This window comes from Terrimonas ginsenosidimutans (assembly GCF_022012415.1).
GTDB lineage: Bacteria > Bacteroidota > Bacteroidia > Chitinophagales > Chitinophagaceae > Terrimonas_A > Terrimonas_A ginsenosidimutans.
The window spans coordinates 62,817-78,946 of record NZ_JAKLTR010000024.1 but is presented as its reverse complement, the minus strand read 5'-3'; the positions used below and the strand labels follow the sequence as shown (position 1 = coordinate 78,946).

The following is a 16,130-nucleotide window of genomic DNA, read 5'->3' as shown; positions in this document are numbered from 1 at the left end:
ATAGCAAAGAGCGCAAAGGATCCGGAAAGGGCGCTAAGATATCTTTGCGTCCATTGCGATTACTTTGCGCTCTTTGCGATACTCCTTCCTGAAGCTACTTGCCGCCCCCCATCAGATATTCCACCGCCAGCTCATACCCCTTCATTCCCAATCCTATAATACTGCCTGCCGCTTTTGCAGACACATGAGAGATCTTTCTGAACTCCTCCCGTGCATGCACGTTCGAAATATGCACTTCCACTACCGGTGATTTGATAGCCGCAATAGCGTCCCCGATCGCGACAGAAGTATGTGTATAGCCTCCCGGGTTCATGATGATCCCATCCGCCTCAAAACCTGTACGCTGCAATTCATTGATCAGCTCTCCCTCTACATTACTTTGGAAATAACTGAAATCGATAGATGGATACCTTGCCTTCAGATGCGCATAAAAATCTTCAAACGACTGGCTTCCATAAATACCCGGCTCACGCTTCCCCAACAAATTCAGGTTAGGTCCGTTTATAATTGCAATCTTCATATCTGTAAATAATAAAAGCTGAACTAATGATCAATAAATACTAACAGGCACGCTCTTGACCAGTACACTATCCTCGTAAAAATTTACCTTTTTCACACTTTGCACTTTCGGTACTGTTGCCAGACCCAGTCCGGGTAAATAAGTCGTAACCGGCGATCTCAGTGTTTCCTTGATGTGATAATACACATACATCTGACTGCCGTTATAAGCTGCACCATCCAACACAATCTCTTTACGCTGATTTGGCGGACCATTATGTATCACTGCTACTACTGTCTGTCCACTGAACTCGGGCTTACGTACGGAAGCTCCGGAGGAGGCACTCACTTTTAAATCCTTTTCAAAAGAGGACTGATCGGTGATCACCCTGTAATTATAGCCCGTATCAAACGAATTATTGATGCCTGCATAATAGTGTTCCAAAGGAACGAGTCCGATCGGAGAAGCTGTCGATTGCTTTCCTGCACTGCACCCTCCGATTATAACAGCAGCGATCAAAACGATAAAGACACTCCGCATAGAATTGATTTTGCTGTAAGATAAAGAATTAATCAGCGATGCACATATAACCATGTAGCCCTTTTAAACTTTGAAGACGGGTCTATGGCTATCAAAGATAATGCAGGTGCCCGCCCCGCTGCATCTCTGACGGCCGGTGGAATTTTACTTTCGATCGACTGCAGTGCAGCCGGTTTATCTGTTTTGATATAGTAAGGAAAGATCCCGCACACCGCGCCACGGAAGCGCTTGTCATCATTCAACCGTTCACCAAAGCCTTCTCCATTCAATGCCGTATGCGCGACACCGTAATTAAAAAGAATATTCCCTTCATTCATTGACGGCAGCGAATCCATGAACTGAGCTATCATTTGTTTATCGCGCTTTACATAAGACACCATTGGCGTTTTGTTTTCGATGATAGAGAGATACGCGCTGTAGTCATTCCCTAAAAGTTTCTTCAACTCGTCTGCATAATGCGCGCTGATCGGGCGTAACAAGGCAAGATCTTTTGCGAAATACTCCTGCAATGACGCATCCCATTTTTGCGTTTCCCAATCCATCACTTTAAATAAATAACGTCTCAATTCACGGTCACTCACACGCGGGTCGTTCCCGAACATCAGCTTCAATGCGCGTGATGTATGCACGAACCTGTTATGATCAAACCCGTATACTTTTATCCTGGCATTTTCCGGTAAGGTTCTGTTGAACTCATACAGGTTTTTCCAGAATGCCTCCCGCATATACAGGAAGTTGTTGGAGGGAAACGAATCACCGCCATTCCTCAGATAATAGTTCGCAAGGTAAGCCTGATCCGGCCCGCATTCCATTACGAGATAACGTACATTCTTATGCTGGTGGGTATACGTTAAAAGTGCCAGCAGTGCCCGGGCGTTCTCCTCCACATATTCATGTCCTTCGCCTTTCAGATAAAAACGGGCATCGGGCAGTGTATCACCATTGGCAATCGTCACTTTATCCTGAGCGGATACCTGCATGCTCCCTACAAGAGACAGGAAAATGATAGATCGTAGTAATAGCTGTGACATGAGGAACTAAGATAAGGTAATTTGACTGGGCTAATGAGTATTGCAAAGGTCGCCAGTAACGCGTAAAGAATGCTAAGAAACCCATCACGCACATCGCGTTTCCTTTGTATACTTTGCGATACTCCTGCCCCAACCAGTCAACAAAAAACCCCGGTCCATGATCACTCATATTCCCGGGGTTCGTTATATTCTAAGGTCTTTATTTTACGAAGTTTTGATCATGTCGATGAACTCATCAAACAGGTAACGGCTATCGTGCGGCCCCGGTGTGCTTTCCGGGTGATATTGCACAGAGAAAGCCGGTTTACCTTTTACACGGATCCCTTCGATCGATTGGTCATTCAGGTTCACGTGCGTGATCTCGATATGATCCGCTTTTTTCACCGCTTCCGGGTCAACACCAAAACCGTGGTTCTGTGTAGTGATCTCAGAACGGCCGGACACCAGGTTTTTCACCGGGTGGTTCAATCCCCTGTGACCGTGGTGCATTTTGAATGTAGGAATGCCGTTTGCAAGGGCCAGCAGCTGGTGACCCAGGCAGATCCCGAAAACAGGTTTATCTTCTTTCAGGATTTCCTTTACGGTAGTGATCGCATAGTCCATGGCAGAAGGATCGCCAGGGCCGTTGGAGATGAAATATCCGTTAGGATTGAATTCATTCACTTCCTTCAATGCAGTTTTTGCTGGGAATACTTTTACATAAGCGCCGCGATCAACCATGCAATGAAGGATATGTTGTTTTACACCGTAGTCCATCACCGCGATACGAACAGGAGAGTTTTTATCCCCCATTTCATAAGGCTGTTTGGTACTCACTACAGAAGCCAGTTCGAGGCCATCCATATCCGGCGTTTCAGCCAGTTTCTTTTTTAGCTCTTCCACATCAGTGATCTCAGAAGAGATGATGCAGTTCATCGCACCTTTGGTGCGAACGTGTGCCACCAGCGCTCTTGTGTCCACGCCTTCGATCGAAACGATATTGTTAGCCTTGAGATAGTCTTCGAGAGAACCATTTGCCAGTTTGCGTGAATAGGTCTCTTCCAGATTACGACCGATAAGGCCGCGGATCTTTACACCGTCAGACTCAATATCTGCGTCTTTCACGCCATAATTACCCACGTGTACAGAGTTCATGATCAGGATCTGACCAAAATAACTTGGATCGGTGAACACTTCCTGGTATCCGGTCATCCCGGTATTGAAACAGATCTCACCAGTGGTGGTGCCAATTGCGCCAAATGCTTTACCATGTGCGACGGTGCCGTCGGCCAGTACTAAAATTGCGGGTAATTGTGTTGCTGCCATTAATTTATGAGGGGGTTACCTGTGAAACAAATCGCGCAAAGGTACGGATGAAACAGGTTTGTTGAGCGGAAAATATTCACATTATGCAGCAAAATTGTGGACTGGCGTATAGGAACGCGGCGGACACGGCGAACCGCAGCGGACGCGGCGAAAACAATCTAAAAATATTATTGTATTTCGCTGCGCTCGCCGCGGTTCGCCGTGTCCGCCGCGTTCCTTATACGCCAACCAGTTACTTAGAAATCAACTTATCTTCCACAAGATCATACTCATACAGCTTTCGTTTCGCCGTATCTATGTACAGCCAGGCATCTGTATTGAACTTATTTTCAGATGAATGCCCCAGCTGAAACCTGTAATACATCACTCCATCCCGCTTCTGAAGTCCGTCATTCATCCATTCCAGCTTTCCTCCTCCTTCCCGTGTAACTTTTACCAACGGATTCCGCGTAGTGTTAATATAGTCGACGATCAGCGAATCACGCCAGTTTCCGGTTGCCGCATGTGAAGTATCTTTTACCGGTGCAATGTATTCAGTGTCAGCTGTTGCCCTGGGCAATGAATCTGCTCTCGTTTCCTTCTCCGAATCCGCCGCATTATTGCAGGCGGCCAGTAAGATTGTCGCAAAGACTATCGTGCTCAATTTCATTAAAGTATGTTTTAGCGATTGTATTTCAAATTCAACGCCAATCCTGGTTACGCATAGTTTGGAAACTAGGCATAACTTATGGCTTTCGCTTCGTCTTATACTTTTCCCTGATCACGTCCTGCACATTCACATTATGGATCTTACTCTCCAACCAGGAAATCACATCCAGGTATGCAAATGCCCTCGTTTCCAATGGATTACCTTCATACTTCTTCAGCTTTCCCAATAACTTCTGAAACTCGGGCTTCAATGCATGCGCCCCCACCCGGAATGACCTTCTCAGGAACGCAAACATCTCCTCCTCCACTTTACTCAGGTTCTGCATTTTCGCCATATAGCGGTAAACCGATTTGATCAGGTATTCCAGCAGGTCAAAATTTCCCAGTTCGTAATGCGCGATCAGGTGAAGCAGCCGTGCGTAACATTGCAGATCTTCCCGCAGATCCGCTTTCTGGTTGATGATCCGGTTCAGGTAATCGATCGCCCTTTCATTATCTCCGCTGCCGAAGTAAAGGCAGGCGATCTTGTAATAGAATACGAGCACACGGTGGAGATCGAGATAGATCCCATATTCCTTCAGCATTTCCTCCAGGTGCGGGACCATTTTCAGGCCCTTTTCAAACGTTCCCTGCAGGAAGTAAAGGTTGATCCTTGCCGTGTATAAATACTGATAGGAAAGGATGCGGTTATTATCATTCTGTGCCACCAGTTTTCCGCGGGCAAACTGCTCAAATCCTTTAATGGTCTCCGCCAGCTTTTCATGATTCAACAGGTCAAAATGAGCGCCCATCAGGTTGTGCATCGCCTTGATATAGTTCGCGGTCTCAAACACGATCATGTCCGGGTACTTCTCAAACAGATCAACCCATTTCTGGCAATAGCGATAGTATTGAAGGAAGTCGAGCCGGATGAACGCATACCAGCAATAGCTCTGGTACAGGTATAATTTTTCATAAAATCCATTTGCCGTTGATGCATTGGCCGGCAGATGGGTCTGAAAGAACAATTGGATACTGCGGAAATCCTGTTCATTCCGTGCATGACCGTGCTGGATATACCAGCTATACAGCTGCAGGGCAAGATTGGAAAGACGGTTTACCAGTACGATCGCTTCCGTTACTTCGTCAGACTCCTGGCTGAGCTGGTCGGCCCTGTTCCGCATGCTTCGGGTAATATAGAGGGTCTCGATCTTTTTCTCAAAGAATAACACCTGTTCCAGGTAAGTGATCTGGTTATGCTGTTTGGCAAGGTCTTTCAGATGTTTCAGCACTTTCAGGCTTTGCAGATAAAGGCCTTTGTTGAACAGGATCCTGGCATGATCCATCAACTCATGTAGTTGAATATCAATATTATTCTCATCTTTTATGATCCTAAGCGATGATAGTATCTGCTTATAAAGCGCCGCTTTGATGTTGGAAAGCTGGGCTTTGGTGATGGATTTATTCTTTTTGAGGAGTTGAGGCTCGTCGTAGTCGCTCATTTTATCCAGTGCATCGAATAACTGAATGGTTTTCAATGAATCATTAGACGAATTTCGCTTCACGAAAAGCTTGAAATTGCGTTTTTCAGACTTTTCGAGCGACTTCACCAGTTGAAACAAAGCATCTGTTGAACGGTTGGGCATCGTAATTTGAATATTTTAAAAGCCTTTACTGGCAAGCGTTTCAGCCGATTTTCCTCAAATTAAGCAGTGTAAAAGATTGATAATTTTGGCTTTACCGGGCCGTAGAACAATGATAATTTAGTAGACCGCTGTCTATTTTCAGATAAGGAACACAAAAATAAGCAGCGGAAAATTTAATCACCCTCCAATATATCAATTAATTATGGCTGACGGAAAAATCCACATCTTCGATACCACGCTGCGCGATGGCGAGCAGGTACCTGGCTGCAAACTCAACACAAAGGAAAAGATCGAACTGGCCCTTGCGTTGGAAAACCTGGGGGTTGACATCATCGAAGCAGGATTTCCGATCTCTTCGCCTGGCGACTTTGAGTCGGTACAGGAGATCTCCAAAGTGATTAAGAACACTACTGTTTGCGGACTCAGCCGTGCAGTACTGAAAGATATCGAGTCAGCTGCGGCTGCTCTTAAGCACGCTAAAAGACCTCGTATCCATACAGGTATCGGCACGTCCGATTTTCATATCAAATCAAAATTCAACTCAACCCGTGAAGACATTCTGGAGCGTGCCGCTCAGTGTGTGAAATGGGCGAAGAACTTTGTTGACGATGTTGAGTTCTATGCAGAAGATGCCGGCCGTACTGAAAATGAATACCTCGCACGCGTGGTGGAAGCTGTGATCGCTGCAGGTGCAACTGTCGTGAATATCCCCGATACAACAGGCTATTGCCTGCCGCATCAATATGGTGAGAAGATCGCTTACCTGATCAATAACGTTCCGAATATCGATAAAGCAATTCTCAGCTGTCATTGCCATAATGATCTCGGTCTCGCAACCGCTAATTCTATCGCAGGGGTGATCGCTGGTGCCCGCCAGATCGAATGTACGATCAACGGCCTCGGTGAAAGAGCCGGCAACACGTCACTGGAAGAAGTGGTGATGGTACTGAAACAACATCAGCAAACTCTCGGTTTCTATACAGGCGTGAACACCACCCAATTGAACCCAATGAGCCGCCTCGTATCTGACACGATGCGTATGCCGGTTCAGGCAAATAAAGCCATCGTTGGCGCCAATGCCTTCTCTCACTCTTCCGGCATTCACCAGGACGGATTCCTGAAAGATGCGCAGACCTATGAGATCATCGCTCCTGAAGAAGTTGGTGCAGACGGTTCCAAGATCGTTCTCACTGCACGCAGCGGACGTTCCGCACTCGCTCACCGCTTCCAGAAACTCGGACATCAGTTCAACCGTAACGATATCGACGTACTGTATACAGAATTCCTGAAAGTAGCAGACAGCAAAAAAGAAGTCGAAGACACCGACTTACGCGAATTAGCAACAGTCTATGAAGCGACGGTCGTTTCCAACTAACACCAATGGCCGCGAATGATCGCGAAAAGATTTCTCCCGTTCATTCACAGCCATTCAAACTGATCCATATTAACAGACTCTATTCGCGATCATTCGCGGCCATTTGTGATCCAATTCGCGTTTTATGACATTATTTGAAAAGATCTGGGACAAGCACGTTGTCAAGACCATTGACGGCGGCCCTTCCGTTTTTTATATTGATACACATTTTATCCATGAAGTAACCAGCCCGCAGGCATTCAACGGACTGAATGCGCGTGGTATAAAAGTTTTCCGTCCGAAACAAGTGGTTGCAACGGCTGACCACAACGTTCCAACGCTCAACCAGCATCTTCCCATCAAAGAAGAGCTTTCGCGTTTACAGGTTGAAGCGTTAAAAAAGAATTGCGCTGAGCATGGCATCGAGCTTTATGGGCTCGGGCATCCTTACCAGGGCATCGTTCACGTGATCGGACCTGAATTGGGTTTCACACAGCCGGGCATGACCATGGTTTGTGGCGATAGCCATACTTCCACCCACGGTGCCTTTGGAAGCATTGCTTTCGGTATCGGTACCAGCGAGGTGGAAATGGTGCTGGCCACACAATGTTTGATGCAAAGCAAACCAAAGCTGATGCGCATCAACGTTGAAGGAACATTGAATGAAGGCGTTGTCAGCAAAGACATCGTTCTCTATATTCTCTCCAAAATATCTGCGAGCGGCGCAACAGGTTATGCTGTTGAATTTGCCGGCTCTGCGATCCGTGCTTTGTCTATGGAAGCACGCATGACCATCTGCAATATGAGCATCGAAATGGGCGCCCGTTGCGGTATGATCGCTCCGGACGAAACAACCTTCGAATATGTAAAAGGACGCAAGTTCGCTCCCCAGGGAAAAGAATGGGAGGAGAAACTGGCTTACTGGAAAACATTATATACAGACAAGGACGCGAAGTTTGATGCAGAAGTGAACATCGACGCAGCAGACATCGAACCAATGATCACCTACGGCACCAACCCTGGTATGGGTGTTGGCGTAACGGGTCATGTTCCTGCATTGAACGAGATCGACGAAAAAGAAAAACCTTCTTTCCAGAAAGCAATCGGCTATATGGGTCTCGAAGCCGGTGCCAATATCAAAGGAACGAAAGTTGATTATGTATTCATCGGCAGCTGCACCAACTCCCGCATCGAAGACCTCCGTATGGTTGCTTCCTTCGTAAAAGGAAAACACAAAGCAAAGGATGTAGAAGTATGGATCGTTCCAGGCAGCAAGCAGGTAGAAAAGCAAGCGATCGAAGAAGGCATCGACAAAATATTTGAAGAAGCCGGTTTCATGCTTCGCCAGCCAGGCTGCAGCGCATGCCTCGGTATGAACGAAGACAAGATCCCTGCCGGTAAATATTGCATCTCTACTTCCAACAGAAATTTTGAAGGAAGACAGGGACCAAATGCGAGAACGTTCCTCGCGAGTCCGTTGACAGCTGCCTTAGCAGCGATAACTGGCGAAGTCGGAGATATCCGCGAGGAACTGAAATTCAAAAGTCAAAATTAAAAAGTAAAAAAACGCCACTGAAAACAGGCGATACATTTTGAGTTTGACATTTCGACCCAGGATTTTCTACTTTTTAATTTTGACTTTTGAATTAACATCATGCCAGAGATCAAATGGAACGCAAGCCTTTACGACAACAAGCACGCCTTTGTATCACAATACGGAGAAGCGCTTATCGATTGGCTGCAACCATCAGCTGGTGAAGCGATCCTTGACCTGGGTTGCGGAACTGGTAAGCTGGCAAATGATATAGCAGGGTTTGGGACAAAGGTGACGGGTATCGATGCATCTGCAGAGATGATCGAAAAAGCAAAAGCCTCCTACCCTTCGATCGAGTTCTTTGTAAAAGATGCTACTGATTTTTCTTTTGAAGAAAAGTTTGATGCCATCTTCTCTAATGCAACATTACACTGGATCGCAGACCAACCGGCAACATTGAAAAATGTATGGAACAGTCTGAAACCCGGTGGCCGCTTTGTTTTCGAAATGGGCGGTCAGCATAATGTACGGTCGTTAGTAGAGGCATTACACACTGCCGCAAAAGAAAAAGGCATCACTGAATTAACAGATCACTGGTATTTTCCTTCAGTAGCCACGTATGCGGCGCTATTGGAAAAACAGGGCTTTTCTATCCAGCAATCATTGTATTTCCAACGGGATACTAAACTGGATGGCGAAGACGGGATGAAGAACTGGTTCAACATGTTTGCATCATTTTTCTTCAAACACCTGCCAGCTCCAACCACTGAAAAGATCATCAACCGGGCCGTTGAAATACTGAGACCGACGCACTACCGGGAAGGGAACTGGTGGGCGGATTATGTGAGATTGAGGATGAGAGCGGTCAAAAAAGTTTAAAAGTTTAATGGTTTAATAGTTGGATTATCCAATAGCAAACATTAAACCTCGAAACTTTTAAACTTTTAAACTATTAAACTTTAAAACTTTCAAAACAAACTCTTGCATGAGCAAACAAATCAACATAGTCACCTCCACCGCCGTTCCACTGAACATCGAGAACGTGGATACAGACCAGATCATTCCTGCGCGCTTTCTGAAAGCAACAAGCAGAGATGGATTTGGGAAGAACCTGTTCCGCGACTGGCGATATGAGCAGGATGATGAAACAAAGCCGAAGAAGGACTTTGTACTGAATGATCCTACTTATAAAGGAACGATCCTGGTGGCGGCAAAGAACTTTGGTTGTGGATCAAGCCGGGAGCATGCGGCATGGGCGATCAAGGATGCGGGATATGATGTAGTGGTGAGCAGCTTCTTTGCAGACATCTTTAAGAACAATGCATTGAACAATTTCCTGCTGCCGGTAACTACATCTGAAGAATTCCTGCAGAAAATATTTACAGCAGTAGAGAGTGATCCGGCAACGGAAATTGAAGTGAATCTGCCAGAGCAGGTTATCCGGATCAAATCAACTGGAGAACAAGAATCTTTTGATATCAACAGCTATAAAAAAACATGCCTGTTGAATGGATACGACGATATTGATTTCTTATTAAGCATTAAACCGGAAATAGAACAATTCGAAAAAGATCCAATCCATTAATAAAGCCAAACTACTACCATGAATAAAAACATTGCAGTCATTGAAGGTGACGGTATCGGCCCGGAAGTAACACGTCAGTCTATCCGCGTATTGAACGCGATCGCTGATTCATTTGGTCATGAATTTAAATACACGTATTGCCTGATGGGCGCTGATGCCATCGACAAGACCGGCAGTCCCCTTCCTGACGAAACGATTGAAGTTTGCCTGAACAGCGATGCGATCCTCTTCGGTGCGATCGGTCATCCGAAATATGATAACGACCCTACTGCTAAAGTAAGACCAGAGCAGGGTTTGCTTAAACTGCGTAAGTCATTACAGTTGTTTGCAAATATCCGCCCTGTAACAACATACACCGCTCTCCATCATCTGTCTCCCCTGAAGACAAAGAATATCGAGGACGTAGATTTTGTGATCTACCGTGAACTTACCGGCGGTATCTACTTCGGTAAGAAAGAGATCAGTGCTGACGGCAACTCAGCTTCTGATGATTGCGTATACTCCGCTGAAGAGATCGAGCGGATTACACACCTGGCTTTCCAGGCCGCACAAAAAAGAAGAAAGAAACTCACCCTGGTTGATAAAGCGAACGTACTGGAAACTTCACGCCTCTGGCGCAAAGTGGTGAAAGAGATCGCCAGCCAGTATAGTGATGTGGAACTTGACTTCCTGTTTGTAGACAACGCTGCCATGCAGATCATCCTGAATCCAAAACAATTCGATGTGGTGTTAACCGAAAACATGTTTGGTGATATCATCAGCGATGAGGCGAGTGTGATCAGCGGATCACTTGGGTTGCTGCCTTCAGCATCGATCGGAAGCGGCTCCGCACTATTCGAGCCCATCCATGGCTCTTATCCGCAGGCAGCTGGTAAAGATATTGCCAACCCGCTTGGTTCTATCCTTTCAGCAGCAATGCTGCTTGATCATTTCGGATTAACGGAAGAAGCCGGCCTGGTGAGAGAAGCCGTGAACTGGACTTTAACAAACGGGTTTGTAACAAAAGATATCGATCCGGTAAACTTCTATTTCACTTCCACACTCGGAGAGCTGATCAGTGACTATGTGAGTGGAAAGATCCCGGGATCTGTGAAGCAGGAGAATATTGAAGCGAGGAAATCGACCATCATTTAAATTAAAAAGTCAAAATTAAAAATTTAAAAAACAGGGTCTATAATCGGGTCAGACTTGCAAATCTGAAGTTTTTTACTTTTTAATTTTTACTTTTTCAATATTTCGACGAAGTTCTTTGTCATATTGAAGGATGTCCTATATTTGGAGTATAACATCCTTCATGTACAACAGCAGAATACATAAAATCATCTCCGTGATTGCCGCAATCATTATTGTGGTGGTGATTATTATTCCTGCAACGTCTGGAGGTGGAAATTGTATATAGAATTCAAAAAACGAAATACGAACCCGCCTCCAAAAAGGCGGGTTTTTTTATGCATACTCCTTAAATAGATAACCATGGCTTCTTATTATAATGAACATACGGTACTGTGGCTGAATGGCGAATTCGTGAAAGCCAGTGAAGCAAAGATGGACTTATACAGTCAGTCGCTTCACTATGGCTATTCCGTATTCGAAGGCATCCGTTCGTATAAGAATATCCATGGGGAAACGAAGATCTTCAAGGCAAAAGAACATTATGAGCGCCTCGCAGAGTCATCCCGCCTGATGAACATGCCTTATACCTGGACAGTAGATGAGTTGATCGCCGCTAACTATGAAGTGCTGAAAAGAAACAATATGCAGGATGCTTATATCCGTCCGGTCGTATTTGCGCCGGCGAATATGAGCTTTGCGAAGAATACAGAATCATTCATCGCCATCCAGGTCTGGGAAATGCAGCCATTTCTTGGAGAAAAGCTGCTGAGAATAAAAACCTCTTCATATCAGCGCCCGAATCCGAAAGGATTTAATATCCAGGCAAAAGCTGGCGGTCATTATGTAAACTCCATTCTCGCCAGCCAGGAAGCTAAAGCTGCAGGATATGATGAAGCTTTACTTACTGACATGAATGGCTTCATTGCAGAAGGGCCCGGCGCGAACATCTTTTTTGAAAAAGAGGGTACACTGTTCACTCCTGCCCTGGGCAATATCTTACCAGGCATCACAAGGGCAACTGTGCTTGAGCTTTGCAATGAATTGGATATACCGGTAGAAGAAGGTCAGTATTCGCTTGAGCAACTTAAAGAAGCAGACACCGCTTTCTTCTGCGGCACCGCCGCCGAAGTGATCGGCTGGGAAAGCATAGATGAAACAAAATTTCCAGGAAACTGGAATGACTCGATCAGCAAAAAAATTCAAACCGCATATAAAGATCGCGTAACCGAATCAAGTCAAAAATCAAAAGTAAAAAGTAAAAATAGCCTCGCCTCAGCTTGAGCCATCACTTAACTTTTGAACATATTTTGACTTTTAAATTTTTAATTTTTACTTAATCATGGAGTTGAATAAATACTCGAAGACATTAACGCAGGACGAAACCCAGGCAGGTGCACAAGCCATGTATTATGGTATTGGCTTTAAGGAAGAAGATTTCCATAAAGCACAGGTGGGCATTGTGAGTATGGGATGGGACGGAAACCCGTGCAATATGCACCTGAATGATCTTTCTGTCAGCATCAAAAAAAGCGTTGATGCCGTTGATGGTCTTCTTGGATTGAAATTCTATACCATTGGTGTGAGTGATGGGATCAGTATGGGAACAGATGGCATGCGTTACAGTCTCGTAAGCCGTGACGTGATCGCAGACAGTATTGAAACCAATGCAGGCGCGCAGTATTACGACGCACTGATCACTGTTCCGGGATGCGATAAGAACATGCCGGGTTCTGTCATGGCAATGGGCCGTTTGAACCGCCCTTCCATCATGCTGTATGGCGGTACGATCGCTCCCGGTCATTATAAAGACGAACATCACCTGAACATTGTAAGTGCGTTCGAAGCGGTAGGAAGAAAGATCGCTGGTACACTGGAAGAAGGCGACTTCAAAGGAATCATCAAGAACTCCTGCCCTGGAGCCGGCGCCTGCGGTGGTATGTATACAGCGAATACAATGGCGAGCGCGATCGAAGCATTGGGCATGAGCTTACCAAATTCATCTTCGAATCCCGCACTGAGCGAAGACAAACAGAAAGAATGTGCAGCTGCCGGAGCCGCTATCAAATTACTACTCGAAAAAGATATAAAACCACGCGATATCATGACGCGTGAGGCATTTGAAAATGCCATCACCGTGATCATGGTTCTTGGAGGAAGCACCAACGCTGTGCTTCACCTGATCGCAATCGCGAAAAGCGTGGATGTGCCGCTCACACCGGATGACTTCCAGGCGATCAGTGATCGTATTCCTGTACTGGCCGACTTCAAGCCAAGCGGCAAATACATGATGGAAGATCTGCACAAACACGGCGGTGTTCCCGCTGTCATGAAATACTTATTAGGGAAAGGCCTGCTTCATGGTAATTGCCTGACTGTAACAGGTAAAACTGTGGCAGAAAATCTTGCAGAAGCGCCTGATCTCGACTTCGAAAAGCAGGATATCATCTATCCACTCGAAAGACCATTGAAAGCAACAGGTCACCTGCAGATCCTTTACGGCAACCTTGCAGAAAAAGGAAGCGTGGCAAAGATCAGCGGTAAAGAGGGAGAACGTTTTGAAGGAACTGCCCGCGTATTTGATGGAGAAAAAGATCTGCTTGCAGGCCTTGCTTCAAAAAAAGTACATGCTGGCGACGTGATCGTGATCCGCAATATCGGGCCGAAAGGCGCACCAGGTATGCCGGAAATGCTGAAACCAACCGGCGCGATCATCGGCGCTGGCTTAGGTAAATCAGTTGCACTCATCACAGATGGCCGTTTCAGCGGTGGTACACACGGATTCGTGGTAGGACATATCACACCGGAAGCTTTTGAAGGTGGCCTGATCGGTCTTGTACAAGATGATGATATCATCGAGATCGACGCGGTAAAGAACACGCTCAACCTGAAGGTAAGCGCAGAAGAGATCGCAAAGAGAAAAGCTGCATGGAAACAACCAGCGCTGAAAGTCACCAAAGGTGTTTTATATAAATACGCAAAAAGTGTAAAGAACGCAAGCGAAGGCTGTGTAACTGATGAAGATTAAGACACTTTTTTACTTTTTAATTTTGAATTTTTACTTAAAAAATCGAGCTTATGGATACGCTCCAGATAAATAAAGACCAGGTAAAGCCAACAACAAAAACGACAACTTCTATCTCAGGAAGTGAAGCTGTGCTGGAAGCTTTTTTAGCGGAAGGCGTGGAAACTATATTCGGTTATCCCGGCGGTGCGATCATGCCGATCTATGATGCTTTGTATGATTACAATGATCGCCTCAAACATATTCTTGTCCGTCACGAACAGGGCGCGATCCATGCCGCACAGGGTTATGCACGTGCATCTGGTGAGGTAGGTGTGGTATTTGCAACCAGCGGCCCCGGCGCAACCAACCTAGTAACAGGTTTAGCAGATGCTATGATCGACTCCACTCCTGTTGTATGTATCACCGGCCAGGTGTTTGCTCACCTGCTTGGCACCGATGCATTCCAGGAGACCGACGTGATCAATATCACCACACCCATTACCAAATGGAATTACCAGGTAACAGATGCTACTGAAATCCCGGCTGTACTGGCAAAAGCATTCTATATCGCGAAGAGTGGCCGTCCCGGCCCGGTACTGATCGATATCACCAAGAATGCACAGATGCAGAAGTTCGATTATGCAGGATATGAAAAATGCAATCATATCCGCAGCTATCGCCCGAAACCGATCGTGCGTAAAAGCTATGTGGAAGAGGCTGCCAAACTGATCAACGAAGCGGAAAAGCCATTCGTGATCTTTGGTCAGGGTGTTATTCTGGGTAAAGCAGAAAAGGAGTTCAAAAAATTCATCGAGAAATCAGGTATCCCTGCAGCATGGACGATCATGGGCATGAGCGCCCTTCCAACCGATCACCCGCTTGGTGTTGGTATGCTGGGCATGCATGGCAACTACGGTCCAAACGTATTGACCAACGAATGCGATGTTTTGATCGCCATTGGCATGCGCTTCGATGACCGTGTAACCGGCCGCCTGGATAAATATGCGAAACAGGCAAAGATCGTTCACCTTGATATCGATCCTGCAGAGATAGACAAGAACGTAAAAGCTGAAGTACCTGTTTGGGGAGATTGCAAAGAAACACTACCACTGCTCACAGAACTTATAGAGCCAAAAGTATATCCCGCATGGCTGCAACACTTTAAAGATTTTCAGCAGCAGGAAGAAGATAAAGTCATCAAAGAAGAACTCAACCCAACCGGCGATATCCTGACGATGGGTGAAGTATTGAAAGAGCTGAATGCATTAACCAATGGCGATGCGATCATCGTTACCGATGTAGGCCAGCACCAGATGGTAGCCTGCCGTTATGCAAAGTTCAATCAAACGCGCAGCAATGTGACCAGCGGCGGTCTCGGCACCATGGGATTTGCATTACCTGCAGCGATCGGTGCTGCATACGGCGATCCTTCGCGCAAAACAGTGGCGATCATCGGTGACGGCGGCTTCCAGATGACACTACAGGAGCTCGGCACTATCATGCAATTCAAACCTGATGTAAAGATCCTGATCCTGAATAATCAGTTTCTCGGAATGGTTAGACAATGGCAACAGCTCTTTCATGAAAAGAGATATTCATTTGTAGATATCACCAGCCCTGATTTTGTTCAGGTGGCAAAAGGATTTGGTATCCCTGGCAAAAGCATCTCCAAACGCGAAGACCTTCAAAGCTCGCTGAAAGAAATGCTGGATAACAAAGGCAGCTTCCTGTTGGAGATCATGGTAGGAAAAGAAAATAATGTGTTTCCGATGGTACCGCAAGGGCGTGGGGTCGCGGAGATTGTCTTATCCCGGGAAGAGATCTGATGCAAATTCAAAAGTCCCCCGCTTACCGCCAGCGGAGACTTGAAATTGATAGGCGGGGTAATTTTG

The 16,130-nt window shown here is 46.0% G+C and carries 14 protein-coding genes; 8 read left to right on the top strand and 6 right to left on the bottom strand.

The genetic code is table 11. The features are described 5' to 3' along the window. Positions 1-94: 94 nt before the first annotated feature. The 6 genes from aroQ to LZZ85_RS25685 all read right to left on the bottom strand — a co-directional run bounded on the left by aroQ (position 95) and on the right by LZZ85_RS25685 (position 5,648). Positions 95-520, bottom strand: a complete 426-nt coding sequence (gene aroQ, locus LZZ85_RS25710; RefSeq protein WP_237876539.1) for a type II 3-dehydroquinate dehydratase — start codon at positions 518-520, stop codon at positions 95-97. Between the two features lie 30 nt (positions 521-550). After that, positions 551-1,039 carry a hypothetical protein gene (locus LZZ85_RS25705; protein ID WP_237876537.1) on the bottom strand — a complete coding sequence of 163 codons (489 nt, stop codon included), beginning with the start codon at positions 1,037-1,039 and terminating at the stop codon, positions 551-553. Between the two features lie 32 nt (positions 1,040-1,071). Further along, the gene (locus LZZ85_RS25700; protein WP_237876536.1) at positions 1,072-2,070 is read right to left on the bottom strand and encodes a TraB/GumN family protein; all 999 of its coding nucleotides are present in this window, start codon (positions 2,068-2,070) and stop codon (positions 1,072-1,074) included. 204 nt (positions 2,071-2,274) lie between these two features. Further along, on the bottom strand, positions 2,275-3,375 hold the full coding sequence (gene carA, locus LZZ85_RS25695) for a glutamine-hydrolyzing carbamoyl-phosphate synthase small subunit (protein WP_237876535.1): 1,101 nt from the start codon (positions 3,373-3,375) through the stop codon (positions 2,275-2,277). 232 nt (positions 3,376-3,607) lie between these two features. After that, positions 3,608-4,024, bottom strand: a complete 417-nt coding sequence (locus LZZ85_RS25690; protein WP_237876534.1) for a hypothetical protein — start codon at positions 4,022-4,024, stop codon at positions 3,608-3,610. A gap of 76 nt (positions 4,025-4,100) precedes the next feature. Then, entirely contained in the window at positions 4,101-5,648 is a 1,548-nt protein-coding gene (locus tag LZZ85_RS25685; RefSeq protein ID WP_237876532.1) for a hypothetical protein, read from the bottom strand. A gap of 202 nt (positions 5,649-5,850) precedes the next feature. On the opposite strand from LZZ85_RS25685, the gene LZZ85_RS25680 reads away from it, so the two are divergent. The 8 genes from LZZ85_RS25680 (at position 5,851) to ilvB (ending at position 16,064) form a co-directional block, all read left to right on the top strand. After that, the gene (locus LZZ85_RS25680) at positions 5,851-7,023 is read left to right on the top strand and encodes a 2-isopropylmalate synthase (protein WP_237876531.1); all 1,173 of its coding nucleotides are present in this window, start codon (positions 5,851-5,853) and stop codon (positions 7,021-7,023) included. A gap of 124 nt (positions 7,024-7,147) precedes the next feature. Beyond that, positions 7,148-8,557, top strand: coding sequence for a 3-isopropylmalate dehydratase large subunit (gene leuC / locus LZZ85_RS25675; protein ID WP_237876530.1), 1,410 nt, complete (start codon positions 7,148-7,150; stop codon positions 8,555-8,557). A gap of 99 nt (positions 8,558-8,656) precedes the next feature. Beyond that, positions 8,657-9,415: a class I SAM-dependent methyltransferase gene (locus tag LZZ85_RS25670; RefSeq protein ID WP_237876529.1), complete on the top strand. Its 759-nt coding sequence runs from the start codon at positions 8,657-8,659 to the stop codon at positions 9,413-9,415. Between the two features lie 106 nt (positions 9,416-9,521). Next, positions 9,522-10,121, top strand: a complete 600-nt coding sequence (gene leuD, locus LZZ85_RS25665; RefSeq protein ID WP_237876528.1) for a 3-isopropylmalate dehydratase small subunit — start codon at positions 9,522-9,524, stop codon at positions 10,119-10,121. 18 nt (positions 10,122-10,139) lie between these two features. After that, on the top strand, positions 10,140-11,255 hold the full coding sequence (leuB, locus tag LZZ85_RS25660) for a 3-isopropylmalate dehydrogenase (RefSeq protein WP_237876526.1): 1,116 nt from the start codon (positions 10,140-10,142) through the stop codon (positions 11,253-11,255). A 339-nt stretch (positions 11,256-11,594) separates the two neighbouring features. Continuing rightward, the gene (locus LZZ85_RS25655) at positions 11,595-12,515 is read left to right on the top strand and encodes a branched-chain amino acid transaminase (protein WP_237876525.1); all 921 of its coding nucleotides are present in this window, start codon (positions 11,595-11,597) and stop codon (positions 12,513-12,515) included. A gap of 58 nt (positions 12,516-12,573) precedes the next feature. Further along, a complete protein-coding gene (ilvD, locus tag LZZ85_RS25650) occupies positions 12,574-14,259 on the top strand; it encodes a dihydroxy-acid dehydratase (protein WP_237876524.1) in 1,686 nt (561 codons plus the stop codon). A gap of 50 nt (positions 14,260-14,309) precedes the next feature. Beyond that, on the top strand, positions 14,310-16,064 hold the full coding sequence (ilvB, locus tag LZZ85_RS25645; protein ID WP_237876523.1) for a biosynthetic-type acetolactate synthase large subunit: 1,755 nt from the start codon (positions 14,310-14,312) through the stop codon (positions 16,062-16,064). Positions 16,065-16,130: the final 66 nt, after the last annotated feature.

Coding starts and splice junctions, on each gene's coding strand:
- aroQ (WP_237876539.1), bottom strand. CDS start 520: ATGAAGATTGCAATTATAAACGGACCTAACCTGAATTTGTTGGGGAAG.
- leuD (WP_237876528.1), top strand. CDS start 9,522: ATGAGCAAACAAATCAACATAGTCACCTCCACCGCCGTTCCACTGAAC.
- LZZ85_RS25670 (WP_237876529.1), top strand. CDS start 8,657: ATGCCAGAGATCAAATGGAACGCAAGCCTTTACGACAACAAGCACGCC.
- leuC (WP_237876530.1), top strand. CDS start 7,148: ATGACATTATTTGAAAAGATCTGGGACAAGCACGTTGTCAAGACCATT.
- LZZ85_RS25690 (WP_237876534.1), bottom strand. CDS start 4,024: ATGAAATTGAGCACGATAGTCTTTGCGACAATCTTACTGGCCGCCTGC.
- LZZ85_RS25705 (WP_237876537.1), bottom strand. CDS start 1,039: ATGCGGAGTGTCTTTATCGTTTTGATCGCTGCTGTTATAATCGGAGGG.
- LZZ85_RS25680 (WP_237876531.1), top strand. CDS start 5,851: ATGGCTGACGGAAAAATCCACATCTTCGATACCACGCTGCGCGATGGC.
- ilvB (WP_237876523.1), top strand. CDS start 14,310: ATGGATACGCTCCAGATAAATAAAGACCAGGTAAAGCCAACAACAAAA.
- LZZ85_RS25655 (WP_237876525.1), top strand. CDS start 11,595: ATGGCTTCTTATTATAATGAACATACGGTACTGTGGCTGAATGGCGAA.
- LZZ85_RS25700 (WP_237876536.1), bottom strand. CDS start 2,070: ATGTCACAGCTATTACTACGATCTATCATTTTCCTGTCTCTTGTAGGG.
- LZZ85_RS25685 (WP_237876532.1), bottom strand. CDS start 5,648: ATGCCCAACCGTTCAACAGATGCTTTGTTTCAACTGGTGAAGTCGCTC.
- carA (WP_237876535.1), bottom strand. CDS start 3,375: ATGGCAGCAACACAATTACCCGCAATTTTAGTACTGGCCGACGGCACC.
- ilvD (WP_237876524.1), top strand. CDS start 12,574: ATGGAGTTGAATAAATACTCGAAGACATTAACGCAGGACGAAACCCAG.
- leuB (WP_237876526.1), top strand. CDS start 10,140: ATGAATAAAAACATTGCAGTCATTGAAGGTGACGGTATCGGCCCGGAA.